Here is a 22,394-nt window from a genome sequence, read left to right on the forward strand (position 1 = left end):
GGATGCAATGCAAATGTCGCTGGGATATATGCCTCATAAGGAATAGATTCCCTGCACGGCATATACATTGGCTTACTGATCCTAACTTTATCTTCGGTAGGTAGCGGGAGGGCTACTTGTTAAGTGCTAGGAAGTTGCCGGTGCCTTTGTATAGTCGGCACACAACTGGAGGAACCGGGTGTTTGCCTCCGGTTCCCCGATACTGACGCGCACACCCTCTCCGGGGAAGGCCCGTACGGAGAGCGCCCGGGTCCCTGCCAGCTCCGCGAAAGCGGCACTTTCGGCACCAAGTGCAAGCCAAACGAAGTTGCCCTGGGCGTCCGGAATATCCCATCCAAGCTCCCGGAGACCCGCCGTGACCCGCGCCCGTTCATCCACCAGTTTTTGTACCCTTTCCACAACCTGGGCGTGATTCCCAAGGGAAACAATTGCGGCTTTTTCGGCTATTTGGGACACGGCGAACGGGGTCGCCGCAACCCTTAGGTACTGCGTCAATTCAGGATGGGAGACGCTGTACCCCACGCGCAGGCCGGCCAGGCCGTGTGCTTTGGAAAAGGTCCGAAGCACCACCACGTTGGGGTATTTGCGGTAGAGATCGATCCCGTCGACAGCGTCAGCGGCCCTGACAAATTCCTGGTAGGCCTCGTCAATGACCACCACGACGTCGGCCGGCACGGACCGGATGAACGCTTCGGTTTCATCCGCGGCAAGGGCCGGCCCGGTGGGGTTGTTCGGTGTGCAGAGGAGAATGACTTTGGTGCGGGCGGTTACGGCGGCCGCCATGGCTTCCAGGTCATGCCGCCCGTCCGCGGTCACGGGGATGCGCACGCTTTCGGCACCTGCAAGGCCCACGCTGATGGGGTACGCCTCAAAGGAGCGCCAGGCATAGATGACTTCGTCCGCCTTGCCGTCCTCGTTCTGGCCGGCAAACGCGGCAAGGATCTGGTTCAGGGCGCCCAGGCTTCCAGCCCCGGTGACGATGTCTTCGGCGGGCACGCCAAGGAATTCCGCCAGGGCAGCCCGCAGCTTGCTGCTAAGCGGATCGGGGTACCTGTTGAAGTCCGTCTGGTTGGCGATCGCCTCGAGCACGGCCGGAATCGGCGGCAGCGGGTTTTCGTTGGATGACAGCTTGTAGCTGGCAAGTCCATTGACGGTGGCCGGCGGCTTTCCTGCGGCGTAGCGGGGCAACCGGTCCAGCACAGGGCGGGGTGCGATGCCGCCGGCCCTGGTCTCAGGTGAAGTCATGGCCTCTAGCCTACTTCCAGGGCCCCAGGGGGATCAGGGAGCAACCCAATGAAATTGAGGGCATGCTGCCGGCCGCTCACCAGGACCGATATGGAACCATGGTGCCATGGGTTCACTTATCCTCCGGGTCATCGTCAATGCCGCAGCTCTTTGGGTGGCCAGCTGGATCCTGCCGGGCATGGACATCTCAAGCACGGCGGCATCGGATGCGGTGGCCAGGACGGGCATTTCACAGGACACCGACACCATTGGGATTGTCCTGGCCTACCTCTTTATCGGCCTCATCTTCGGTGTGGTTAACGCCCTCGTGCGGCCACTGGTCAGGCTCCTGGCACTTCCCATCACCATCCTGACCCTCGGCCTGTTCGCGATCGTGATCAACGCCGCCATGCTGTACCTGACAGCCTGGATCAGCAGTTACACGCCCGTGCACCTCACCATCGATTCCTTCTTCTGGACTGCCGTCCTCGCAGCGATCATCATCTCCCTGGTCTCACTGGTGGCGGGCTTGCTGCCGGGCGCCAGGCGCTGACTCCGGGCGGGGATTGGAACCCGAGTAGGCGGGCAGGAGGAATCAGGTACCGACAAGTGGCGTCCCCGTAGGCAATTCCCAAAACTTCAGTACCCGCCACCCATGACCCCCAAGGCACGGGCCGCTTAGGCTGCCAATCGGGCCCCTCCAGAGGCCTGCTTCCTGCCAGTTTCGAAACACGGGGGCCCACGAATGAAGCCCATCAAAATCCTGCTTGCCGCCTGCCTGCTTTTGGCTTGGCAGGTGGGCCCGGCACAGGCGGACGCCGAAGCCGGGCCGGTACCGGAGACGGTCGCCGCGCTGGGCAATGACATTTCGTGGCCGCAGTGCGGGAGCGATCTCCCGGCGCCCCCGGCGTTCGCAGTGGTGGGTGTCAACGGCGGGAGGCCGGACACGGTCAACCCGTGCCTGGCGGCCCAACTGGCCTGGGCGGACCAAACGTCAGATGCAGCCAGGGGAACTCCCGCGGCGGTATATGTGAACACCGCCGCAACAGGACCCGTGGATTCACTATGGTGGCCGGCAGCCAACACTTACCGCGGCATGGACATCATTAATCCCTATGGGGGGTGTGATGGCAGTGAAACACCTGCCTGCGCCTACGTTCACGGTTACGCCATGGCCTTCAATGACGTGGAGATCCTGAAGGGTTCGGGGGATGCCGCGGTGCGGCGCGTGTGGTGGCTGGACGTGGAAACCGGCAACAGCTGGCTGTGGGACAAGGCCGTCAATGCTGCCGAATTGGAGGGCATGACCGCGTATCTGACGAGCACCGGCGTGGAAGTGGGGATCTATTCCACTGAGTACCAGTTCGGCGAAATTGTGGGCGAGGTGGGTCCGGGCAGCAACCTCTACCGGCTGCGGAATTGGCTGGCGGGCGCGGAATCCACTTCCTCTGCCCAGGAATACTGCACAGCTTCCCCGCTCACGTCCGGCGGCACCGTGGCGCTGACCCAGTTCACTGAAGGCGACCTCGACTACAACTATCGTTGCCCCGGCGCTCCGGTAACGGCTCAGCACCCCGACCCGCAGCCGGCTTCGCAACCGGAGAAGGCGCGCAGCAGAGCGTACGCGGAACTGCACGCCGCCCAGATCTCTTGAACCCTGCTGATCTGGATGGCGGCAGGGTTCTGCCTGGTACCCGTTCCAGATAGGCACATTCCTACCTGGCACCCGGCTGCGGCCGGCCTGAAGAGGGGTCCCTGCGTTCCCGGGGAAGGACAGGCGGTGGCGGCTTGGCCAGGGAAAACCGGGTGGCAGTGGCAGCACCGCCCGCTCCAAGGACACCGCCCAGCACGGCCGTCGACTGCATCAGGGAAGGGTCCTTGCTGGCGGCCACCAGCCGGGCTGCCTCCTGGTACCCGCCGAGATTGTGGCCCGGTCCCAGTCCGGCCTTTTCTCCACCCCGGACATAGAGGTCATTGGTCACTGTCACCGTGACTTGGTTCCGGGCGTCCCGGTTGGCCACGCCGTCGCTGCCCGGAACCCAGTCCGTGCGGTGTTCCAGATGGAGGGTGCTGACGTCGGGGGGAGGCGTGATGCGTGAAATGGGCGACCCTGCAGTCAGGACGTACTTCATGTCGTACTCCTTCAGGAACTCCCGGTCTGCCGCCAAGTTCATGGCGTGGATGCCGCCCTGGCTGTAACCCACTGCCACCACGTCCGCTCCCGGCCGGGCGCCGGCCGCCCGGAGCGCCTGGAGGACACCGGCATTCACCTGCCGGGAGCTGCTGCCAAGGGCATCGGCAATCCCGGCAAGATCGAAAGGATTGGTGCCGTTGTCTTCGTCATGCACCTGGGTTCCCGGCACCACCACCACGTATGCCTTCGCACCCCTGTTGTCCACCTCGATGACTTCGATGTAGCCGCTGCCGCGCTCCTCCACCAGCCTGACCCGTTCAAGCAGGCCGGCGGGAGTGGAGTCCAGGTCGATGGGCACACGTTCCTGCTGCCGGGCCGTAACCGCGCCCGGACGCAGCGCGGGGTTGATTCCCTCAACCAAAGACTTCAGCAGCGGCAGGTTGGTGACCGCATTCGCCACCAGCATCTCCATGGCATCTCCATTGAGGAATCCTGTCCGCCAGAAGTCCACGTGCTTCTGGAGTTCAACATCCGGATCCGACAGGCCCAGCATCCACTGCGTGTGGGCCGCCGATTCGGCGATATCGTAGTCCCGCCTGCAGCTCCGCACCTGGCTGCTGATCCGCTGCAGCTCCAGCCGGACCCGGAGGAGCGCGTCCCGCGCCTCCCCCACGGCAATGAGCGCGGCAGTCCCCGTGCTTCGCGGCTGGTTCTGGTAGGAACCAAGCTCCTGCCACGTCCCGGAAAGTTCCGCCTCGATCGAAGCGAGGCGGGCGGCGAGTCTGTCGAGCTTTCCGGCCCCCACATCCAATTCCTCCAACTGGACGGTGATGCCGCCCACGCCACCTGAAACTGTCAGGATCCCGTCCGGGGGCGGGGGTGAGACGTGGATGGGTCCTCCTGAGCCGGAGGGTGTTGCCTCGGCCATCAGGAACGGTTGCCAGGTGAACAATCGGCGGTCAACGCCGCCCGTGCGTGGGCGGCCACTGCGGCAGAAGCTTCCCGCAGCCGGTCCAGCGCCCTCCGCACCGCCACCGCCTGCAGGCTTACCGAATCGCGGTACGCCTGCCCGGCGGGCGATTCCCAGTTCGCCAACTGAATCTCGTGAAATCCTGCAAGTACCTCTTCCGTCCTGTCAGAGCATTGGGCCACCCTTCGGCCCAGTTCCTGGACTTCAAGGCTGACGCCCAGCCCGTGGCCCCATATTCCGTCCGTCGGATCGTTCCCCATGCCAGCTTCCTGTCGCCGCCTCCCGGGCCCATGATTCGCCCTGACCTTGCTGTTTCCAACGCTAGGGATGCCCCCTTCCCGGGGTAAGCGCCGCCGCCGGCTATGTGGATAAGTAACGTGGATACCGGGCTTAAGGCCGCGCGGGACTTCGTGAAAGAATCAGCACATGCCTGAAACTGCCGCCACAGCTGATACCCGTACGCCCTCAGGACGCCTGGCCCTCGCCGCGTCATCGGAAAAAATCGCGCTCGGACCCCTGGACGGCCGCTACCAGTCCGCCGTCGCGCCCCTCGTTGACTACCTGTCCGAGGCAGCCCTGAACCGTGACCGCGTTGCCGTGGAAGTCGAATGGCTCATCCACCTGACCAGCAACAATGTGCTGCCGGGCGCCGGGCCCCTGAGCCGGGCGCAGCAGGACCAGCTCCGCGCCGTCGTCACCGAATTCGACGCCGCCTCCGTGGCCGAACTCGCAGAGATCGAGGCCGTCACAGTCCACGATGTCAAGGCCGTGGAGTACTACATCGGCCGCCGCCTGCCCGCGATCGGCATCGAAAACCTGACCGCCATGGTGCACTTCGGCTGCACCTCCGAGGACATCAACAACCTGTCCTACGCGCTCGGGATCAAGGGTGCCGTGGAGGACGTGTGGCTTCCTGCAGCACGTGCCCTGGTGGCCCAGATCAGCAAGATGGCGGAGGACAACCGGGCCGTCCCCATGCTGTCCCGGACCCACGGGCAGCCGGCCACCCCCACCACGCTGGGCAAGGAGCTGGCTGTCACCGCGCACCGCCTGACCCGCCAGCTGGACCGGATCGCCAAGACGGAGTATCTGGGCAAAATCAACGGCGCCACCGGCACCTACGCCGCCCACGTTGCGTCCGTACCGGGCGCCGACTGGCAGCACGTCTCCAAGTCCTTCGTTGAAGGGCTCGGGCTGACCTGGAACCCGCTCACCACGCAGATCGAGAGCCACGACTGGCAGGCAGAACTCTATGCCGACGTCGCGCGTTTCAACCGCATCCTGCACAACGTCTGCACGGACATCTGGAGCTACATCTCCATCGGTTACTTCGCGCAGATTCCTGTTGCCGGCGCCACGGGTTCGTCCACGATGCCGCACAAGGTCAATCCCATCCGCTTCGAGAACGCAGAAGCGAACCTGGAGATCTCCAACGGCCTGCTGGACACCCTGGGCGCAACGCTGGTCACGTCCCGCTGGCAGCGGGACCTCACAGACTCCTCCAGCCAGCGCAACATCGGCGTGGCCTTTGGCCACTCGCTGCTCGCCATTTCCAACGTGGCCAAGGGCCTGGAGCGCCTGGACGTCGCTGAGGACGTGCTCGCCGGAGACCTCGATACCAACTGGGAAGTCCTGGGCGAGGCAATCCAGATGGTGATGCGCGCTGAGGCGATTGCCGGCGTCGGAGGCATGGAAAACCCCTACGAGCGGCTCAAGGACCTCACGCGGGGCCAGCGCGTCGACGCAGCACGCATGCGTGAGTTTGTGCAGGGTCTGGGCCTTTCCCCGGACGCCGAGGCACGCCTCCTGGACCTCACGCCGGGCAAGTACACGGGCATCGCTGACCAGTTGGTGGACCACCTGAAGTAGGCCCCGGAGCAGGGCAGGAACGTACGACGGCGGCGCCGGGCTCCCAAGGGGGCCCGGCGCTTTTCTGCGCCCCGGCGGCGTGACAACCCTTTCCGCCGTGCGTCGGCCACCTTCCGGGGTGCGAAACTGGAACCATGAAGTTGCTCCTGATCCGCCATGGCGAAACCCCCGGCAATGTGCTGGGCCAGTTGGATACCGACCACCCCGGCCCCGGACTGACCGAACTGGGCGAACGCCAGGCGGAGGCGATGGCGCGCTCCCTTGCCAACGAACGCATCAACGCCCTGTATGCCTCCACACTGATCAGGACCCAGATCACCGCTGCACCGCTGGCGCGGCTGCACACCCTTGATATCGAGGTACTGGACGGGCTGCACGAAATCGAGGCGGGCTCGCTGGAAAAACTCACTGACCACGAATCCCACAAGCGGTATATGGGGACGGTTATCTCCTGGGCGGCCGGGGACCTGGATCTCCGGATGCCTGCAGGTCCCGACGGCCACGCCTTTTTTGAACGGTTTGACGCCGCCATCGCCGAAGTGGCCCAGCGGGCCGAAAGACAACAGCATGGCACCGTTGCCGTGGTGAGCCATGGTGCCGCGATCCGCACCTGGGCCGGGCTCCGGGCGGACGGCGCCGACCACGAATTCGCCGCCCGCCACGTCCTGGCCAACACCGGGATCGTGGCCTTGGAGGGCGACCTGCGTGCGGGCTGGAACCTGATCCACTGGGACGGGAGCCCGGTGGGAGGCCTTGCCCTCGCAGACCCCACCGCCGAGGACCCTACGGGGCGGGACGTGTCCGCTCCCTAAACCCGCTGCCGGTGGCGCCGCGGCGAAAATATGCGCATTGCCCTGCACGGGACTGCGTCCGCCTGCATCCGCTGGGGGCTGTAGCTGCGCTGGCCGTCCCGGCTTCCTTCTCCGGGCACTGGCACCACGGGAATCAGGCGGGCCGCCATCGCTGCGGCGCCTGCCGCCGTCGGCCGTTCCCTGGGATCCATGGCGGTGAGGGCACGCAGCAGGACGGCCCATTCACGGAGCTGGTCCGGAACGTCCGGGGACCGAAGGGTCCGCGCCACGAGGGATTCGATGGCGGTGCCCGGAAACGCCTTGGAGCCGGTGAGAAGCTCCAGCAGGACCAGGCCCATCGAGTACACGTCCCAGGAGGGTTCCACTGCGCCGCCGGATGCCTGCTCGGGGCTCATATAGTGCATCGTGCCGAAGGAAATTCCGGGCTCGGGCGCAGACCCCGCTGCGGCGGCGATGCCAAAATCAATGATCCTGACGGGACTTCTGCGGAGGCCGCTCAGCATCAGGTTGGCCGGTTTGATGTCCCGGTGAACAAGTCCGTTGGAGTGAACATGCGCCAGCGCGCCGAATATATTCCGTGCCCACAGCGCAACATCGGCCGGACCGGGGTGCTGTCCCCGGATGGTTTCGGCCAGGCTCGTGCCGAAAGCCAGTTCCTCCACCAGAAAGGGGCGCCCGGAGTAGAGCCCGCCCCCAGGCATGACGCCCTGGGCGAGAAGCCGCGCAATGGAGGGGTGGTTGAGCTTGGCCAGCACGTCGGCCTCATTGCGGAGCCGCTGGTGCTGCTTGCGGCCATTGGCTGACGCGATCTTCACTGCAGCATCAGGACCACCCTCCAGGTCAACCGCGCGAAAGACCTCGGCAGCGGCCCCCCGGCCCAGGCGTTCCCTGAGCTGGTAGCGCCCGGCAATAAGACCGCCGGCCCCGGGTTTCATCGGGTCAAGCGGAAGTGCCGGCGCTGCTGGCGCCGCGATGCTCATGCGGAAAGGGTGACGGAGGCGCGCGGTGCGCGGAGATCGGCTGCAGGCGCGGCGTCCAGCTGGAACCCGCAGGCGCAGCGCCATACTGGCGGAAGCTCAACGCCTCCCGTATCGGCTGGCCTGAACGTGTAGCTGGCACCTTCCCATCCCACGGCCGGCGTCACCAACTGCATGGCGGCACCGCAGTGGACCGCCGGCTCTCCCTGCGGCGCAATGGTGCCGTCCAGGGGAACTTGCAGCAGCCCGCTCGTCACGTAAGGCACGGCAGCGCCGGGACGGGGCGGTGAAACTTCGGTGAAAGAAAACAACACACTCACGACTCCGTTGGGAAGTAACCTTGGGACGATCGTAAGCTTACATATAACTAGGTCATCTAGCTAGTCCAGCTAGTGAATTTTATTGTTGCCGGCTTCAGGAGCGTGAAGGGCGTCGGTCATCCGCTGGAGGAAAGCGACCACCACGCGAGCCTCCTCAGCGGTGAGCCCTTCAGCTACCTGCATCATCCGGCGATGCATGGCACCAAGCGTTTCGCGGACTTCCTTGTCCGATTCGACCGTGGGGATGACAACCACAGAGCGGCGGTCGGTGGGGTGCGGCTCGCGGCGAACATGTCCACTGGCCACCAGCCTGTCGATCAGGGAGGTAGTGGAAGCGCTAGTAATATTGAGGAAATGGCTCAGGTCCTTGGGGACCACCTGCTTGCCGGAGGCCTGCACGCGCAGCAGGTACCGGAGTGCAAGAATGTCGGTTTCCCCCATGCCCATGGAGTCCCTGGTGGAGCGGCGGACTTCCGTCTCGGCTGCCCGATAGTCCCGGAGTGACTTCAATACCGCAGCACTGGAGTCCAGCTGCCCGTCGGGTCCGTACCAGTAACCGGACCCCTCGTTGCCCATAGAAACCATGCAATTATTCTAGACCAGCTTGTAACTAGGCTGCCAAGCAACCCACGAATGCGTTCCAACTGCTCGTTATCCAGGTGCTAACCGCCAGGAAACACCTCCGTAACTCCTCCCGCCTAGCCTTATCAGGCATACCCCTCCGGCGAATCGAGGCAGATATGCAGACCAATCCAAGGCTGAACATCCGGCAGGTCTCCTGGTCCCACCCTGTTGGCGCCGACCTCCGCCGGGCCCAGCAGGCCGAACTTGACGCCCGCTTTGGCCGGCCTGACCACGAACCCGGCCAGCCGCCGTCGGGCGCCGACTGCGCAGTCTTCCTGGTGGCATACGACAAGGGCTCCGGGCAGCCAGTGGGCTGCGGGGGACTACGGCTCCTCGATTCATCAACGGCCGAAATCAAGCGTCTCTACGTACTGCCCTACACCCGCGGGTCCGGCGTAGCCAGCTCCATCCTGGCAGCCCTCGAAGCGGAGGCACACAAGCAGGGGATCACCCGCATCAAAGCGGAGGCAGGGTCAGCGCAACCGGACGGCCGGAACTTCTACGAGAATTCGGGGTTTGAGGCCATCCCGAACTTTGGCCCCTACCTGGGGGTGGAACACTCCTACTGCTACGCCAAAAGCATCAATGCCCGCAGCGCGGCCCACACCGCCATGGCCTAGCACCGGAGCCCTGGCACCGCGCGTCCTGCAGGTGTCACCCGGCACCGTCACACTGGGAGTGCAGGCGGTCCTGTCAGCTAATCTCAGCCTATGGAAACAGCGGACATCACTTTCCGGACCCGCAAGTGGGTCCGGCCCGAGGACCTCAACGCCAACGGCACGCTCTTCGGTGGCAGCCTGCTGAAGTGGATTGACGAAGAAGCCGCCATCTACGCCATCCTCCAGCTGGGAAACGGCCGCGCCGTCACCAAATACATCTCGGAGATCAACTTTGTCAGCTCCGCCGTCCAGGGCGACCTCATCGAGATGGGCCTCACGGCCACCCGGTTCGGACGGACCTCCCTGACCATGCGCGCCGAGGTCCGCAACATGATCACCCGGCAAAGCATCCTCACCATCGAGGAGATCGTCTTCGTGAACCTGAACCAGGACGGCAAGCCCGAACCGCACGGCTACACGGAGATCACCTACGACCGGGACCGGATCCCCACCCATCACCTGACCGGGACCGTCGCCAAGGACTAACGTTCGCCCCTGGTTCACACCCAGGGCCCCCACCGTTTTCCCAACTGGACCAATGTGGGCAGCCGGCTGTTTATCGAATCGATAGCTATAACAGCCCGGTTTTTGTCATGCCCGGCTATAGGCTGTGCGGACATGCTCCGATTCCAGTCCAGAAATGAGTCCTGATCGTGCGTAAATTGCAGACTTTGGTTGCCGCCGCCGTCGCCGTCACCCTCCTCGCCGGATGCGGTGGTGGTTCCACTCCGCCGACGTCATCGGGGGAAGCGACCGGCGCTCCGGCAGGTGGTTCCGGGGACGCTTTGGTTGTCTATACCAACTCCAACGGAGAGGGCCGGGGCGATTGGCTGGCCGGCAAGGCGGCCGAGGCCGGGTTCAAGATTGAGATCGTGGGGGCCGGCGGTGCCGATGCCACCAACAAACTCATTGCCGAGAAGAACAATCCCATTGCGGACGTCGCATTTGGCCTGAACAACATGTACTTTTCGCAAATCAAGAACGCGGGTGCGTTGGAGGCCTACCAGCCTGCCTGGGCCGGTGATGTGGACAAGGGACTTGGCGACGGGGAGACGTACTGGCCCCTGGTGAAGCAGGCCATCCTCCTCGGCTACAACTCTGACAAGTTCACCAAAGAAGCAGCACCGAAGGACTGGACCGACCTGTGGACCAAGGACGAGTTCAAGGACCGTTATGAAAGGGTCACAGGCCTGGGAACCGCCACAGCCCAGTTGGTTTTTGCCGGCATCCTCTCCCGGTACCGGGACGACTCCGGTGACTTGGGTATCTCGGACGACGGTTGGAAGCAGGTTGAGCAATACTTCAAGAACGGCAGTCCCGCCGTTGCGAAAACCGACCTGTTTGCCCGCATCGCGTCCGGCGAAGTGGACATGGGCCAGATGCCGTCCTCGATCATCGCCGAGCGCGAAAAGTCCTTCAAGGTGAACGTCGACACGGTCATCCCTACCGTTGGCGTCCCGCTGGCGGTGGAGCAGATCGCACTGGTGAAGGGCACCAAGAAGAAGGAGCAGGCGCAGAAATTCATCGACTGGTTCGGCAGCGTCGAGGTTCAGGGCGAGTTCGCCCAAAAGTTCAATTCCATGCCCGTCAACAAGGCGGCCCAGGCAAAGGCAAACCCCGACGTCGTGGGCTTCTTTGCCGACCTTAAGCAGCAGGACATCGACTGGGGCTTCGTCCAGAAGAACATGGGTGCCTGGGTGGAGAAGATCGAGCTCGAATACATGACGTAACCTGCCCTGCCAGCCGCCGTTCCCGCGTTCCATCAGACAGGTATGCCATGATCCGCTTGGAAAACATTGAAGTTACCTTTGGCGGCTTCACCGCCATTCCGCACCTGGACCTGCATGTTCGGCCCGGCGAGTTCTTCACCCTCCTGGGACCCTCCGGTTGCGGAAAGACGACGGCGCTGCGCACCCTGGCCGGCTTCATCCAGCCGTCCAGGGGTACGGTCCGTGTCGATGGCAAGGATGTGACCCGCCTTCCCAGTGATAAGCGGCAGGTGGGCATGGTGTTTCAGAACTATGCCCTGTTCCCGAGCATGAGTGTTTGGGAAAACATCGCCTTCGGACTCCGGGTCCGGAAGGAAAAACCGGCAGACAGCGACCGACTTGTGCGGGACATCGCACGGCGCGTGGAGCTCAGCGATGAACAGCTGGCGAAGAACGTGGCGGAGCTGTCCGGCGGACAGCAGCAGCGGGTTGCCGTAGCGCGGGCCCTGGTGCTGCGGCCAAAAATCCTGCTGCTGGACGAGCCACTGTCCAATCTTGACGCCAAGCTCCGCCACCAGCTGCGCCAGCAGCTCAAGGACCTGCAAAGCGAGTTTGGCATCACTACCGTCTATGTCACCCACGACCAGGACGAGGCACTTGCCATGAGTGACCGCGTTGCGGTCTTCAACAAGGGCGTCATAGAGCAAGTGGGTACGCCGCAGGACATTTACGACCATGCGGCTACTGAGTTTGTCTGCAATTTCATCGGCGACAGTTCCGCGCTTACACCTGAATTTGTCTCAGAGGTCAACAGACTCTCAGGCGCCGGCCTCAGCGCCGACGCCAGATCCTACCTGCGTGTGGAAAAGGCCTCCCTTGACCGCCCCGCTGACGGGGGCACCGCCGTCGGACTTCCCGCCACCGTTGTTTCCCGCACTTACCACGGCCTGCACAGCCGCTACGTGGTGCGCAGCCACGGCGCGGACATCCGTCTCCTGGTCAGGGAGGACGGAAGCAGCCACCCGGAGTCCGGCACGAACACAACCGTCTACGTCCAGCCTGAGCACATCCTCCAGTACCGTCCAGGCAGTGGTGCCGCACTACGCCAGGACCAGGCGGTTGCCCTGCCATGAGCACCAACACCACAGTGCGCAGCATGGGTCGATCACCTTTCGTCCTGGTGGTGGGCGTGATCCTCACCTGGTTTATTGCCGCGTTCCTGGTATGGCCCAACGTCAACATCCTGATTGCCACCTTCTTTCCTGACGGGAGCTTTTCGGGCCGCGCCGCGGAGAAACTGTTTTCCTCGCAGCGGGCCATGAAGGCATTGGGCAACAGCTTCCTCCTGGCCGTGGCTCTGTCTGTCACCGTCAACCTGGTGGGCGTCTTCATTGTCCTGGTCACCCACTACTTTCGGATCAGGGGCTCGCGCATCCTCTTCCTGGGCTACGCCTCCACCTTCATCTATGGCGGCATCGTGCTGGCCGCGGGGTACAAATTCATCTATGGCGACAAAGGAATAGTCACCACACTGCTGGTCAAGCTGATCCCCGGAATGGACCCAGCGTGGTTTTCCGGATTTTTCGCCGTACTGGTAGTCATGACCTTTGCCACCACCACCAACCACATGCTGTTCGTCGCGAACGCGCTCAAGGGCATCGACTACCAGACCATCGAGGCCGCGCGGAATCTTGGCGCCTCAACCTGGACCATCCTGCGGCGCATCGTCCTCCCAATGCTCAAGCCCACGCTGTTCGCCGTCACCATCCTGTCGTTCCTCACCGGCCTGGGCGCCTTGAGTGCCCCGCAGGTGCTGGGCGGCCGCGATTTCCAGACCATTACGCCGATGATCCTGACGTTCACCAACAGCCCCACATCGCGGGACCTGGCGGCGCTGCTAGCCGTGATCCTGGGCCTGGCCACTATGCTGATGCTCGCCGTCATGTCCCGGCTGGAGAAGGGCGGCACCTATTTCTCGGTGTCCAAGGTGTCCTCGGAGCTGCAGAAGCAGGACATCACCAACCCCGCAGCAAATGTGGCCGTGCATGCCGTGGCATATGTCCTGTTTGCCGTCTATACGCTCCCGGTGGTGTTGATCGTGCTTTACTCGTTTGCCGACGGCGCAGCCATTCAGACGGGGCAGCTGTCGCTGGCGAACCTGACGCTGGACAACTACGTCCGCGTCCTCACCCAGCAGTCCGGGCTCCGTCCGTTCATCGTCAGTGTTGTGTACAGCGCCCTGGCCGCCGTCATCGCCGTCGGCGGACTGCTCTTCGTGGCCCGGCTGCTGCAGAAATACAAAAACTGGGTGTCCTCGGCCTTCGAGTACCTGCTGCACATCCCATGGATCCTGCCGTCCGCGCTCCTGGCTTTGGGCCTGATTGTCAGCTACGACCACCCGAATCCCCTGGTGGGGGGCGCCGTGCTCACCGGAACCACGGTGATCCTGCTCATCGCCTTCGTCACTGTGAAGATTCCATTCACCCTCCGGATGCTTAAAGCGTCCTTCGCGTCCGTGAACTCTTCTTTGGAAGAGGCTGCGGCCATCATGGGCGCCAAGACCCTGTACGTCTTCCGGCGTATCCTCCTGCCGCTGGTGCTCCCGGCGGCAGCAGCCATTACGGCCCTGAACTTCAACAGCCTCCTGGACGACTATGACACCGCCATCTTCCTGGCCCATCCGCTCGTGCAGCCGCTGGGCCTGGTGATCAAGGCCAACACCGATGGGGCCGAAGGCACTGAGGGCGTCGCTAACACGTTCGTGTATACGGTGCTCCTCATGGTCATCACCGGGGTGACGATGTACCTCGTGTACGGCAGGTCCGGGCGGCGCAGGGCCAGAAAGCAACTGCCCACGGACTCTCCCGGCCGGCAGGCCTCCGGCCCGGTACTTCCCGGCACCCGGGCCCCGGGCGAGGACGACGCTACACGCCCGGCCGCTGCCGTCCGCTGACTACCTTCCCGCACCGCTGCCGACGGCGGCCCGCTTGTTCCGCCGTCGGGCCAGGTTGAGCAGGCGGTCGCGGAGCGGCTGGCCACGGTCAGCGAGGGCTATGCGTCCGAGCGCCGAGGAGGCGAGGCTCACGGCGCGCGTCCGGAGCCGCCGCCTGAGGTCAAAGGCACGGAGTGCCTGGTTTTCGGGCAAGGTGTTGAGCAGGTCTGCGAGTGTTACGGCGTCCACCAATGATTCGCAGGCGCCGCGGCCCAGGGTGGGCATCATTGCGTGTGCCGCATCCCCGATGAGCACTGCCCGGCCCCGGACGTAAGAGTGCAGATGCGGCACTGTCCACAGGCGCTGGACCAGGCATGCCTCCGGAGTGGCTGTGGCCAGCGCGCGCCGGATGGAAGGCGCATGGCCGGCGTAACGCTCCCGGGCCTGTTCCAGCACTAACGGCACATCGATTCCGTACGGGCCAAGTCCGGACCGGTAACTGGCGTACCAGAAGGACCCGCCCCGGGCGGCTGCCATGCCGAACAAGTCGCCGCGGCCCCAGTACTCGCCCACCTCATCCGGGGCGACGGGAGTCGGGAGGGTCCCCCGGAGGGCAAGGTAGGGCGTCAGGCGGGCATCTGTTCCGGGGCCCCACGCCTTGCTGCGGACCACACTGTGAACGCCGTCAGCGCCGACCACCAGTGCCCCGTCCCTGGGCAGTTCGCGTATTTGGCCGGTGATTCGATGGACGCTTGCAGGGACGGCGGCGTCGAGGAGCTGCAGCAGGTCGGCCCGGGAGATGCCGAACATGTCCCCGGCATCGACGGTGATCCACGGTTCGCCCTGGGCGTTACGGACCGATCCGCTGCCGAGGACCGGGCTCACCGCCCGCGCCTGGTCCAGTATCCCCAGCCGGGCCAGGGCGCGCTGGGCATTGGGCCACATCCCCAACGCGTTGCCCACTCCGGGCAGCTCCGGCCGCTTTTCGTACACCGTCACGTCGAAGCGGCCTGCGTCCAGGGCTGCCGCAAGGGCAATCCCGGCGATGCCGCCACCCACGATCGTGATGGTCTCCATACCCGCGATTTTACTACTTTTGTAGTGATTTGGAAGGGGCCACATTACACTGGGCAAATGCCGGACAGACGCATCCAACTGCTTGACGCTGCCCTGGCCGTGGTGGCTGACAAGGGCATGAAGGGACTCACCCACCGCGCCGTGGACGGCGCCGCAGGCCTCTCCCAGGGCACCACGTCCAACTACTACCGCAGCCGCACCGCCTTGGTTGAGGCCGTCCTGGACCGGCTGCTGGAGCTGGACTCAGCCCTCCTGGCCAATCAGGCGCCGGCAGGCCCACCGCGGGATATTGGGGAGCTGGCCGGACAGTTGGCGGCCCTGGTGCTGGCACTGGCCGGACAGCATGCCGACTTGACCCGCGCCAGGCTGGCACTCTCACTGGACAGGCCCGAGTCTGTGACCGCCGGCCACTTCCAGCTGGTGGGCGGCCTGGAACAGGCCCTTGCCGGGCTGGGAGTGCCGGACGCTCGAGCCCGGGCAAGGGATGTTGCCGACTATGGCGACGGGGTGCTGTTGCACCTCCTTACCGTAAGACGGGACGAAGAGCCCGACGCTGCCGCCATCGCGGCGGCAGTCCGGCGGCTGCTGGGTTCTTAGGCGCCGGCAGGCCGGCCCGTATACGCCTCAGCCAGGTAGGCCCTTCCATGGCGGGAGGAGACCACGGAGTTCAGTTCACCGAGCTGCCGGGCGCGGGAGAAGTCATCGGCGTCGGCGGGAGTGTGCAGCATGGTGGTCATCCAGTAGGAGAACTGCTGCGCCTTCCACACCCGGTCCAGGGCGCGGTCGCTGTAGGTCCCCAGCAGCAGGTCGGAGCCGGAGTTGTAGTGGCTGTCCAGCCCCTCGAAGAGGACCTTGACGTCGTTGATGGCCAGGTTGAGGCCCTTGGCGCCGGTGGGCGGCACGGTGTGCGCGGCGTCGCCGGCCAGGAAGAGGTTGCCATGGCGCATGGGAGTGTGGACGAAACTGCGGAAGGGGAGGACCATCTTCTCGATGACCGGCCCTTCCTTGAGTTCAAAGCCGTTGCCGTTGACCCGGCTGCGGAACTCTGCCCAGATCCTGTCGTCATCCCATTCGGCCACGTTCTCCTTGGGATCGCACTGGAAGTACATCCGCTGCACGGCCTCAGTGCGCTGGCTGATCAGGGCGAAGCCGTTGGCGGAGTTGGCGTAGATCAGCTCATCGGAGCTGCGCGGCGCTTCGGCCAGGATGCCGAACCAGGCGAAGGGGTATTCGTGGAAGTACCACTTGCGGTGCGCCTCCGGAACCTGGAAGCGGCAGTGGCTGCGCGATCCGTCTGCGCCCACCAGGAAGTCGGCCTGGATCTCGAAGTCCACGCCTTCGGAATCGGTGAACCAGACTTTCGGGCTGCCCTCCAGATCATGGACGGACGTGTCCGCGACGCTGTAGCGGACGTCGCCGCCGTCGTCCTTCCTACGTGCGGCAAGGTCCAGGAAAACGTCCGTTTGGGGGTACAGCCATACGGACTCCCCCACAAGGTCCTTGAAGTCGATGCGGTGGCTCTCGCCGTTGAAGCGCAGCTCGATGCCGTCGTGCCGGTCCCCGTCGCGCAGCACCCGGTCCGAGACGCCGCTGTCCACCAGCAGGTTGGCGGTGCCATGCTCCAGGATGCCGGCGCGCACCGTGTGGGAAATTTCTTCATGGCTGCGGACCTCGATCACCGTGGATTCGATGCCTGCCTTTGCCAGGAGATGGGAGAGCATCAGCCCCGCCGGGCCGCCTCCCATGATGGCCACCTGGGTGGTGATGACTTTTCGTGCCATGGCTGCGTCTCGCTTCGTTGCGGGGCCCGGGAAAGGGCCGGAATGGTTGCCTGGCTTCAGTGTGCGGGAAGGAGGGTGACACGCGTTACAACTGTTCCGTTCAACGGAAGAGACGACGACCGGCGCCTGGTCGAACCGCGGAACAGTCAGGCCCCGGCCAGGCCCCTGGCGATGCCGCGGGCGGCCGTTTGCAGTGCCGGCACCAGGGCCTGCAGGCGCATCTCCTGCAGCGGCACCACGACGCCCAGCGACGCAACGGCCTGCTGGCGGCGATCCAGCACGGGCACCGCGATCCCCCAGGTGCCGGCGTCCACCACGCCTTTGAGCTGCGCGAAGCCCTGGCGGGAGGTTTCGGCCAGCAGCCCCCGGACGTCCGCCGCAACCAGCTTCCCGTCGGGGTCGGCGAACTGGTCCAGGTACTCCTGCTGCAGCGCCTTGTCCTGGTGGGCCATGAGGGCCAATCCGGCGGATGAAATATGGACGGGCATCCGGCCCGCCACCTGGGCCCGGTTGGCCACCGAGCCCCGGCGGGACAGCCGCTCCACGAAGAGCGCTTCCCAGCCGTCCAGCACCGCGAGGTTCACATTCTGGTTCAGGACCTGCTGGATGTCCTCCATGAAGGGCATGGCCGCCTGCCGAAGCGCCAACGCCGGCGAGGCGCGGTTCACCAGCTCCCACAGCCGGAGTCCGGGCCGCACCATGCCGCCGGGAGCGGTCTCCAGCAGCCCATGGCCGGCGAGCTGCTGCACCAGACGGTGGGTGGTGGTCAGCGGAAGGCCTGCCCGGTCAGCCAGGTCGGACAATCGCAGGGCACCGATGTCCTGGGGGAAGGCGGAGATCAGCCGCACGATCCGGTCCACCACCGAATCCCCCGAGCTTGAGTTCGCCACGGCCGCATCCCTTCCGTTCAATGGGAAGTCCAGCGTACCGCGCACGGCGCAAACGCAGGCTGGAAACCCGGGCCGGAAAGGCGGTCAGGCCGCCATCGTCCGCTCCGTGATCCTGCGCCGCTGCCTGATGCGGCGCCACGCGCCGGGAGCCAGCACCACGGCGATGCCGACGACGGCGCCGATCACCGTCTCGATGATGCGGTCCCGCAGCAGGATGGAGGGTGAGGCCGGGACCACCAGCAGTGTTGAGACCAGGGCGAGGGGTGTCACGAACACCTGGGCCAGCAGGTACTGGCGGATGATGAACATCTCCGCGCCGAACTGGCACAGCGCCATCACCAGCACGGTCTGCCACGGCTGCAGGCCCACCAGCAGCACGGCAGCCAGGACCAGCAGGCCCAGGACGGTGCCGATGATCCTTTGGATGCCGCGCCGCACCCGGTGCCGGGTGGTGTGGCCCACCAGCGGCACCACGGCAGCCACCATGGCCCAGTAGTTGTGCCCGAACCCCAGGCGCTCCCCGGCCCAGGTGGCCAGGGCACCGGCGAGGCCGGCGGCCAGCAGGTACCCGAGCCCCTCAAGCCAGGCCGCGCGCTTCTCCGCGGGCGTGCGCCGGATGCGGGGAGGCCGGGTCCAGGGAGTGCGGTGGCTGCGCAGGATCCGGGACGAGAAGCCCACCAGCAGGGCGAACCCCGTGGTGAGGACGGCCACCAGCATGCCCTGCCACAGCGGCGGCTGGTTGGGAATGGAGGCGATGGCGGCGAAGGCGAAGATATGGAACAAAGAGCCCGCCGGGCGCAGTCGAAGCCAGGAAATGGCAACGGAACAGGCTCCTGCCACCAGCGTGGTGGCCAGGACCAGCAGCCAGGTGTTGGCGGCGGCGTCCAGGCCCCAGGCCGGACCCATCCGGGCCGCGAGCGCTGCCAGGAGCATGACCAGCAGCATCAGCAGCCCGGCCCGCAACTGCAGCACAAACCGGACAGCGTGGGGTTCACCGCGGCCGTAGATCCCGGTGAAGGCGCCGAAGGACGCGAAGATTGCCAGGTCCAGCCTGCCGAGCAGCACCAGCGTGATCAGTGGAACGAAGACGCCCACGGCACACCTCAAGGCGGGGTGGTGGTCCTTGTTGCCGGGGCCAATGCTGAACATTTCAGCAAGCATCTTCACGGGCAGCGCCTTCCTGCGGTTCCTGGGTGGATTTTCACGGGCGGCCGCGCTGACGTTCCTGGTAAATCCTACGGGGCGGGCCCTGGAAGTGCCCCGGCGCGTTCCCCTGAATGGAATCAGGAGGCAACGCAGCGGAAACAGCGCAGGACGATGCTGGTGTCATGAAGCGCCCTGCAAACCACACGCCCGCTGCCGAATTGCGCTGCGAGGTCTGCGGCCTGATGCCCGACCCGCCCAAGGCGCGGCTGACCCTGGCCAACATCGCAGTGATGCTGCCCATAGAGCTGCTGGTCCACGCCCTGATAGTGGAAACCCACCTTCCCTATGTGGCCAAGGTCCTGGTGCTGACCCTGACCGCGACAGTCCTGGTGATCTGGGTGGCCGAGCCTTCAGCGGCCCGGATGCTGCTGCGCTGGCTGCACGCCCCGGCCCTCCGGCACCGGCGGCAGCTGGCGTCGGCGCCGTCCCTTTGGCGGGCGCGCACGCTGCTCAGGGACCAGCCGGGGTCACTGCAGCGGATCACGGCGGCATTGGCCCGGCTGGACACCAACATCCTGAGCATCCACGTCCACCCGGTACCGGACGGGGTCCTCGATGAATTCGTCCTCTCGGTCCCCGGCGAGGTGGGCGAGCACGAGCTGCTGGCGGCATTGCACGACGGCGGCGGCAGCCGTCCGCACGCCTGGCCCACTACTGCGCTGGCCATGGCGGACGGGCAGACCAGGGCGCTCAGCCTGGCCGCGAGGATCGCTGCCGCCCCGGACGAACTGCCCCTGGCGGTGGCCGAGCTTTTGCACGCACGGATTGTGCCGTCGTCGGACGCCGGCTTAAAAGTGTCCGACGACGGGACGCACCTCAAGATCCCCACCGCCTGGCACGGCCCCATCACCTTCGCCCGGCCGGGAGAGCCGTTCACTCCCGCGGAGTCGGCGCGGGCCCACCGGCTGGCGGAACTGGCCGAGATCATGTCCTACCGGCTGGCCGGGTCCCCAGCAGCGCGTTGAGGCCCCACCCCACGACGGTCACCAGGACAATGGCGCCGGCCATGGACGCCAGCTGCACCGGTGTGGACAGGATGCCAAGGCTGACAATCAGCGTGGTGGCGCCGGCAGGAGGGTGCGGCAGGCCAAGCCAGGTCAGAAACAGGGTGGTCAGCCCAACCGACAACACGCCGCTGAGGACATGCAGCGGCGTCAGCCCGCCCACCGCAGCGGAAGGCTGGTCCTGCAGGCCCAGCCCATACAGGCAGAGCGCCCCCGCGGCCAGCCCCACGCCGTGGCCGACCAGGGTGTTGATGGGCCTTGATGCCTTCTGCTCAGGCGACTCGAAGAACAGCATCACCGTGGGGCCGAGGCTTGGGAACAGCCAGGGAAGGTGTAACAGGAGGCCCACCAGGCCACTGACGGCAAGGACCAGGATACTCAGGACGCCGGCGTAGATGGCGGCGCCCAGCTTGTCCCAGCGTTGCTTTGCGCGGTCCAGGAGTGCGGTTGTCATGGCTGCTCCTCTCTGCGGGTGCGTCTGGCGGCCGGGGAGTTTTCCATGCCGCCCTCCCCCCGGCCTTACCCCATGCGTGGCGGTCACAATCCGTCAGAAAGTCCCTGCCGGCTTCCCGGGAGCAAAAACCCTTGACAGTGGTCCGTGTCACTTCTACCGTTGTTTTTGGGATCCCAAAACGGGATCCCAAAAGCGCACTTCCCGCTCTACGCTCCGGATCGTCCAGCGGGCCTTTTCCCCACCGGCAGGCCACCGCCCTGCCAGGCAAACTACTCCACATCCATTCGCATCCTCCCCATCCGTAAACTTCCCCGTGAAGGAGAAGCTGTGTCCATCCCAAACACTGAAACAACGGCCACGTCTGACGAGGCCACGCCCGGCACTACCGAAACGCGCGGAAAGGACGGAACGCAACGGCGCACTTCCGTCCGCTGGAAAATGTTCCTGCTCCTGCTCGTCCTGGTTGCCGTCAACTACATCGACCGCGGCTCCATTTCAGTCGCGCTCCCTATCATCCAAAAGGAATTCAATCTCGCCCCGGAGCTTGTGGGCCTGCTGCTCTCCGCCTTCTTCTGGACCTACGCCCTCATGCAGATCCCTGTGGGCCTGCTCATCGACAAGTTCGGTCCCCGCAAAGTGATGACCGCTTCCTGTGTGGGCTGGGGCGCGGCAACTGCCGCATCAGGGATGGCCGGAGGCTTCCTGAGCATGTTTATCGCCCGCCTCGGCATCGGCGTGACCGAAGCAGGTGTCATGCCGGCCGGCGGCAAGCTCAACGCCATCTGGATGCACAAGTCGGAGCGCGGCCGCGGAGCCACCATTTTGGACGCCGGCGCCCCACTGGGTGCAGGCCTCGGCGGCATCCTCATCGCCGGCCTCATCGCCGCAACGGGCAGCTGGCGGAGTTCCTTCGTCATCGCCGGCGCCGCAACAGTCCTGATGGGCCTGGCCGTCTGGTGGTACGTCCGCGACAACCCGCGGCAGCACCGCGGTGTCAATGCCGCCGAAGCCGAGTACATCGAAGCCTCGCACGCTGCCGAGGATGCCGAAGCCGAGCTCGACGGCAGCCAGGGCAAGCGCGCGCTGCTCCCCTACCTTAAGTTCCGCTCCTTCTGGGCCATGTGCTTCGGCTGGCTCGGCTTCAATGGAGTGTTCTATGGCCTGCTGACCTGGGGCCCGCTCTACCTCGCCCAGGCCAAGGGCTTCGACTTGAAGACCATCGGCTGGTCCACCTTCGTCATCTTCGGTGCCGGCTTCGTGGGTGAAATCCTGGGCGGCACCATTGCGGACAAGTGGCGTGCGTCCGGCGCCTCAGCCAACCGGGTGATGCGCACCCTCCTGGGCATCTCCAGCGCCGTGGTGATCGGCGGCCTGGTGGGCGTCACCGTGGTCCCGGACCCCACCACCGCGGTGGTCCTGCTCTCCCTCGTCATGTTCTTCCTGCGCTGGGTAGGCCTGTTCTGGAGCATCCCCTCCATCCTTGGCGGCCGCACCAACGCGGGCGTCCTGGGCGGCGCCATGAACTTCAGCGGCAACATCTCCGGGTTCGTCACTCCGATCGCCGTCGGCCTGATCGTAGGGGCAACGGGTTCCTACACCTGGGCGCTGCTGTACTTCGTCGCTTCCGCGGTGATCATGGGCGCCTCAGTGCTCACCCTGAACTACAACAAGCGGCTTCCTGTCTAAGCTGACCCTCGCAGGGAAACTTGCAAACAACGCCCCCGCAGCCGGGAGCAGTGCCACACGAAAATC

Annotated in this window: 23 protein-coding genes; 12 read left to right on the forward strand and 11 right to left on the reverse strand. The window is 65.2% G+C overall.

Translation table 11 applies throughout. The features are described from left to right. Positions 1-126: 126 nt before the first annotated feature. Positions 127-1,245 (reverse strand): histidinol-phosphate transaminase, encoded by a 1,119-nt coding sequence (locus FBY36_RS08220; protein ID WP_142118444.1) that lies wholly within the window; start codon positions 1,243-1,245, stop codon positions 127-129. A gap of 106 nt (positions 1,246-1,351) precedes the next feature. On the opposite strand from FBY36_RS08220, the gene FBY36_RS08225 reads away from it, so the two are divergent. Together FBY36_RS08225 and FBY36_RS08230 are read left to right on the forward strand one after the other, a co-directional pair. Continuing rightward, complete coding sequence (locus FBY36_RS08225; RefSeq protein WP_142118446.1) at positions 1,352-1,777, forward strand: phage holin family protein; 426 nt, start codon at positions 1,352-1,354, stop codon at positions 1,775-1,777. Between the two features lie 192 nt (positions 1,778-1,969). Continuing rightward, positions 1,970-2,878 (forward strand): hypothetical protein, encoded by a 909-nt coding sequence (locus FBY36_RS08230; protein WP_142118448.1) that lies wholly within the window; start codon positions 1,970-1,972, stop codon positions 2,876-2,878. A gap of 61 nt (positions 2,879-2,939) precedes the next feature. On the opposite strand, the gene FBY36_RS08235 is transcribed toward FBY36_RS08230, so the two are convergent. Together FBY36_RS08235 and FBY36_RS08240 are read right to left on the reverse strand one after the other, a co-directional pair. Continuing rightward, complete coding sequence (locus tag FBY36_RS08235; RefSeq protein ID WP_235008761.1) at positions 2,940-4,286, reverse strand: hypothetical protein; 1,347 nt, start codon at positions 4,284-4,286, stop codon at positions 2,940-2,942. Then, entirely contained in the window at positions 4,286-4,588 is a 303-nt protein-coding gene (locus tag FBY36_RS08240) for a hypothetical protein (protein WP_142118452.1), read from the reverse strand. The genes FBY36_RS08235 and FBY36_RS08240 overlap by 1 nt, the downstream gene beginning before the upstream one ends. 166 nt (positions 4,589-4,754) lie before the next feature. Between FBY36_RS08240 and purB the strand changes: the two genes are divergently transcribed. Together purB and FBY36_RS08250 are read left to right on the forward strand one after the other, a co-directional pair. Further along, positions 4,755-6,197 carry an adenylosuccinate lyase gene (purB, locus tag FBY36_RS08245; protein ID WP_142118454.1) on the forward strand — a complete coding sequence of 481 codons (1,443 nt, stop codon included), beginning with the start codon at positions 4,755-4,757 and terminating at the stop codon, positions 6,195-6,197. A gap of 134 nt (positions 6,198-6,331) precedes the next feature. Next, a complete protein-coding gene (locus tag FBY36_RS08250; protein ID WP_142118456.1) occupies positions 6,332-7,009 on the forward strand; it encodes a histidine phosphatase family protein in 678 nt (225 codons plus the stop codon). Here FBY36_RS08250 and FBY36_RS08255 read toward each other — a convergent pair. The 3 genes from FBY36_RS08255 to FBY36_RS08265 form a co-directional block, all read right to left on the reverse strand. Continuing rightward, positions 7,006-7,989: a serine/threonine-protein kinase gene (locus FBY36_RS08255; RefSeq protein WP_142118458.1), complete on the reverse strand. Its 984-nt coding sequence runs from the start codon at positions 7,987-7,989 to the stop codon at positions 7,006-7,008. The two genes, FBY36_RS08250 and FBY36_RS08255, sit on opposite strands and share 4 nt — an antisense overlap. Continuing rightward, positions 7,986-8,300, reverse strand: coding sequence for a hypothetical protein (locus tag FBY36_RS08260; RefSeq protein ID WP_142118460.1), 315 nt, complete (start codon positions 8,298-8,300; stop codon positions 7,986-7,988). The genes FBY36_RS08255 and FBY36_RS08260 overlap by 4 nt, the downstream gene beginning before the upstream one ends. 75 nt (positions 8,301-8,375) lie before the next feature. Beyond that, complete coding sequence (locus FBY36_RS08265) at positions 8,376-8,891, reverse strand: MarR family winged helix-turn-helix transcriptional regulator (protein ID WP_142118462.1); 516 nt, start codon at positions 8,889-8,891, stop codon at positions 8,376-8,378. 155 nt (positions 8,892-9,046) lie between these two features. Between FBY36_RS08265 and FBY36_RS08270 the strand changes: the two genes are divergently transcribed. The 5 genes from FBY36_RS08270 (at position 9,047) to FBY36_RS08290 (ending at position 14,251) form a co-directional block, all read left to right on the forward strand. Next, entirely contained in the window at positions 9,047-9,550 is a 504-nt protein-coding gene (locus FBY36_RS08270) for a GNAT family N-acetyltransferase (RefSeq protein ID WP_142118465.1), read from the forward strand. 90 nt (positions 9,551-9,640) lie between these two features. Then, positions 9,641-10,075, forward strand: coding sequence for an acyl-CoA thioesterase (locus tag FBY36_RS08275; protein ID WP_082566804.1), 435 nt, complete (start codon positions 9,641-9,643; stop codon positions 10,073-10,075). A gap of 167 nt (positions 10,076-10,242) precedes the next feature. Then, positions 10,243-11,319, forward strand: a complete 1,077-nt coding sequence (locus FBY36_RS08280) for an extracellular solute-binding protein (RefSeq protein ID WP_142118467.1) — start codon at positions 10,243-10,245, stop codon at positions 11,317-11,319. 47 nt (positions 11,320-11,366) lie between these two features. Then, positions 11,367-12,431, forward strand: coding sequence for an ABC transporter ATP-binding protein (locus FBY36_RS08285; RefSeq protein ID WP_142118469.1), 1,065 nt, complete (start codon positions 11,367-11,369; stop codon positions 12,429-12,431). Next, positions 12,428-14,251 carry an ABC transporter permease gene (locus FBY36_RS08290; RefSeq protein ID WP_142118471.1) on the forward strand — a complete coding sequence of 608 codons (1,824 nt, stop codon included), beginning with the start codon at positions 12,428-12,430 and terminating at the stop codon, positions 14,249-14,251. Before FBY36_RS08285 ends, FBY36_RS08290 begins: the two co-directional genes overlap by 4 nt. On the opposite strand, the gene FBY36_RS08295 is transcribed toward FBY36_RS08290, so the two are convergent. Continuing rightward, positions 14,252-15,307 (reverse strand): FAD-dependent monooxygenase, encoded by a 1,056-nt coding sequence (locus tag FBY36_RS08295; RefSeq protein ID WP_142118473.1) that lies wholly within the window; start codon positions 15,305-15,307, stop codon positions 14,252-14,254. It abuts the gene before it with no gap. 57 nt (positions 15,308-15,364) lie between these two features. On the opposite strand from FBY36_RS08295, the gene FBY36_RS08300 reads away from it, so the two are divergent. Beyond that, positions 15,365-15,904 (forward strand): TetR/AcrR family transcriptional regulator, encoded by a 540-nt coding sequence (locus FBY36_RS08300; RefSeq protein WP_142118475.1) that lies wholly within the window; start codon positions 15,365-15,367, stop codon positions 15,902-15,904. On the opposite strand, the gene FBY36_RS08305 is transcribed toward FBY36_RS08300, so the two are convergent. From FBY36_RS08305 to FBY36_RS08315, 3 genes are all read right to left on the reverse strand, one after another. Continuing rightward, positions 15,901-17,088, reverse strand: a complete 1,188-nt coding sequence (locus tag FBY36_RS08305) for a 4-hydroxybenzoate 3-monooxygenase (protein ID WP_142118476.1) — start codon at positions 17,086-17,088, stop codon at positions 15,901-15,903. The two genes, FBY36_RS08300 and FBY36_RS08305, sit on opposite strands and share 4 nt — an antisense overlap. A 146-nt stretch (positions 17,089-17,234) precedes the next feature. Then, complete coding sequence (locus tag FBY36_RS08310) at positions 17,235-17,978, reverse strand: IclR family transcriptional regulator (RefSeq protein ID WP_142118478.1); 744 nt, start codon at positions 17,976-17,978, stop codon at positions 17,235-17,237. Positions 17,979-18,062: 84 nt separating this feature from the next. Then, entirely contained in the window at positions 18,063-19,145 is a 1,083-nt protein-coding gene (locus FBY36_RS08315) for an FUSC family protein (protein WP_142118480.1), read from the reverse strand. Between the two features lie 161 nt (positions 19,146-19,306). On the opposite strand from FBY36_RS08315, the gene FBY36_RS08320 reads away from it, so the two are divergent. Beyond that, a complete protein-coding gene (locus tag FBY36_RS08320) occupies positions 19,307-20,149 on the forward strand; it encodes an ACT domain-containing protein (RefSeq protein WP_142118482.1) in 843 nt (280 codons plus the stop codon). On the opposite strand, the gene FBY36_RS08325 is transcribed toward FBY36_RS08320, so the two are convergent. Further along, positions 20,109-20,642, reverse strand: coding sequence for an HPP family protein (locus FBY36_RS08325; protein WP_142118484.1), 534 nt, complete (start codon positions 20,640-20,642; stop codon positions 20,109-20,111). The two genes, FBY36_RS08320 and FBY36_RS08325, sit on opposite strands and share 41 nt — an antisense overlap. 327 nt (positions 20,643-20,969) lie before the next feature. Between FBY36_RS08325 and FBY36_RS08330 the strand changes: the two genes are divergently transcribed. Next, on the forward strand, positions 20,970-22,328 hold the full coding sequence (locus tag FBY36_RS08330; protein ID WP_142118486.1) for an MFS transporter: 1,359 nt from the start codon (positions 20,970-20,972) through the stop codon (positions 22,326-22,328). The last annotated feature ends 66 nt before the right edge of the window (positions 22,329-22,394 follow it).

Source organism: Arthrobacter sp. SLBN-122 (assembly GCF_006715165.1).
Taxonomy (GTDB): domain Bacteria; phylum Actinomycetota; class Actinomycetes; order Actinomycetales; family Micrococcaceae; genus Arthrobacter.

Bases quoted from the DNA above. Each gene is read 5' to 3' on its own strand.
- FBY36_RS08220 (WP_142118444.1), bottom strand. From the start codon at position 1,245: ATGACTTCACCTGAGACCAGGGCCGGCGGCATCGCACCCCGCCCTGTG.
- FBY36_RS08225 (WP_142118446.1), top strand. From the start codon at position 1,352: ATGGGTTCACTTATCCTCCGGGTCATCGTCAATGCCGCAGCTCTTTGG.
- FBY36_RS08230 (WP_142118448.1), top strand. From the start codon at position 1,970: ATGAAGCCCATCAAAATCCTGCTTGCCGCCTGCCTGCTTTTGGCTTGG.
- FBY36_RS08235 (WP_235008761.1), bottom strand. From the start codon at position 4,286: ATGGCCGAGGCAACACCCTCCGGCTCAGGAGGACCCATCCACGTCTCA.
- FBY36_RS08240 (WP_142118452.1), bottom strand. From the start codon at position 4,588: ATGGGGAACGATCCGACGGACGGAATATGGGGCCACGGGCTGGGCGTC.
- purB (WP_142118454.1), top strand. From the start codon at position 4,755: ATGCCTGAAACTGCCGCCACAGCTGATACCCGTACGCCCTCAGGACGC.
- FBY36_RS08250 (WP_142118456.1), top strand. From the start codon at position 6,332: ATGAAGTTGCTCCTGATCCGCCATGGCGAAACCCCCGGCAATGTGCTG.
- FBY36_RS08255 (WP_142118458.1), bottom strand. From the start codon at position 7,989: ATGAGCATCGCGGCGCCAGCAGCGCCGGCACTTCCGCTTGACCCGATG.
- FBY36_RS08265 (WP_142118462.1), bottom strand. From the start codon at position 8,891: ATGGTTTCTATGGGCAACGAGGGGTCCGGTTACTGGTACGGACCCGAC.
- FBY36_RS08270 (WP_142118465.1), top strand. From the start codon at position 9,047: ATGCAGACCAATCCAAGGCTGAACATCCGGCAGGTCTCCTGGTCCCAC.
- FBY36_RS08275 (WP_082566804.1), top strand. From the start codon at position 9,641: ATGGAAACAGCGGACATCACTTTCCGGACCCGCAAGTGGGTCCGGCCC.
- FBY36_RS08285 (WP_142118469.1), top strand. From the start codon at position 11,367: ATGATCCGCTTGGAAAACATTGAAGTTACCTTTGGCGGCTTCACCGCC.
- FBY36_RS08290 (WP_142118471.1), top strand. From the start codon at position 12,428: ATGAGCACCAACACCACAGTGCGCAGCATGGGTCGATCACCTTTCGTC.
- FBY36_RS08295 (WP_142118473.1), bottom strand. From the start codon at position 15,307: ATGGAGACCATCACGATCGTGGGTGGCGGCATCGCCGGGATTGCCCTT.
- FBY36_RS08300 (WP_142118475.1), top strand. From the start codon at position 15,365: ATGCCGGACAGACGCATCCAACTGCTTGACGCTGCCCTGGCCGTGGTG.
- FBY36_RS08305 (WP_142118476.1), bottom strand. From the start codon at position 17,088: ATGGCACGAAAAGTCATCACCACCCAGGTGGCCATCATGGGAGGCGGC.
- FBY36_RS08320 (WP_142118482.1), top strand. From the start codon at position 19,307: ATGAAGCGCCCTGCAAACCACACGCCCGCTGCCGAATTGCGCTGCGAG.
- FBY36_RS08325 (WP_142118484.1), bottom strand. From the start codon at position 20,642: ATGACAACCGCACTCCTGGACCGCGCAAAGCAACGCTGGGACAAGCTG.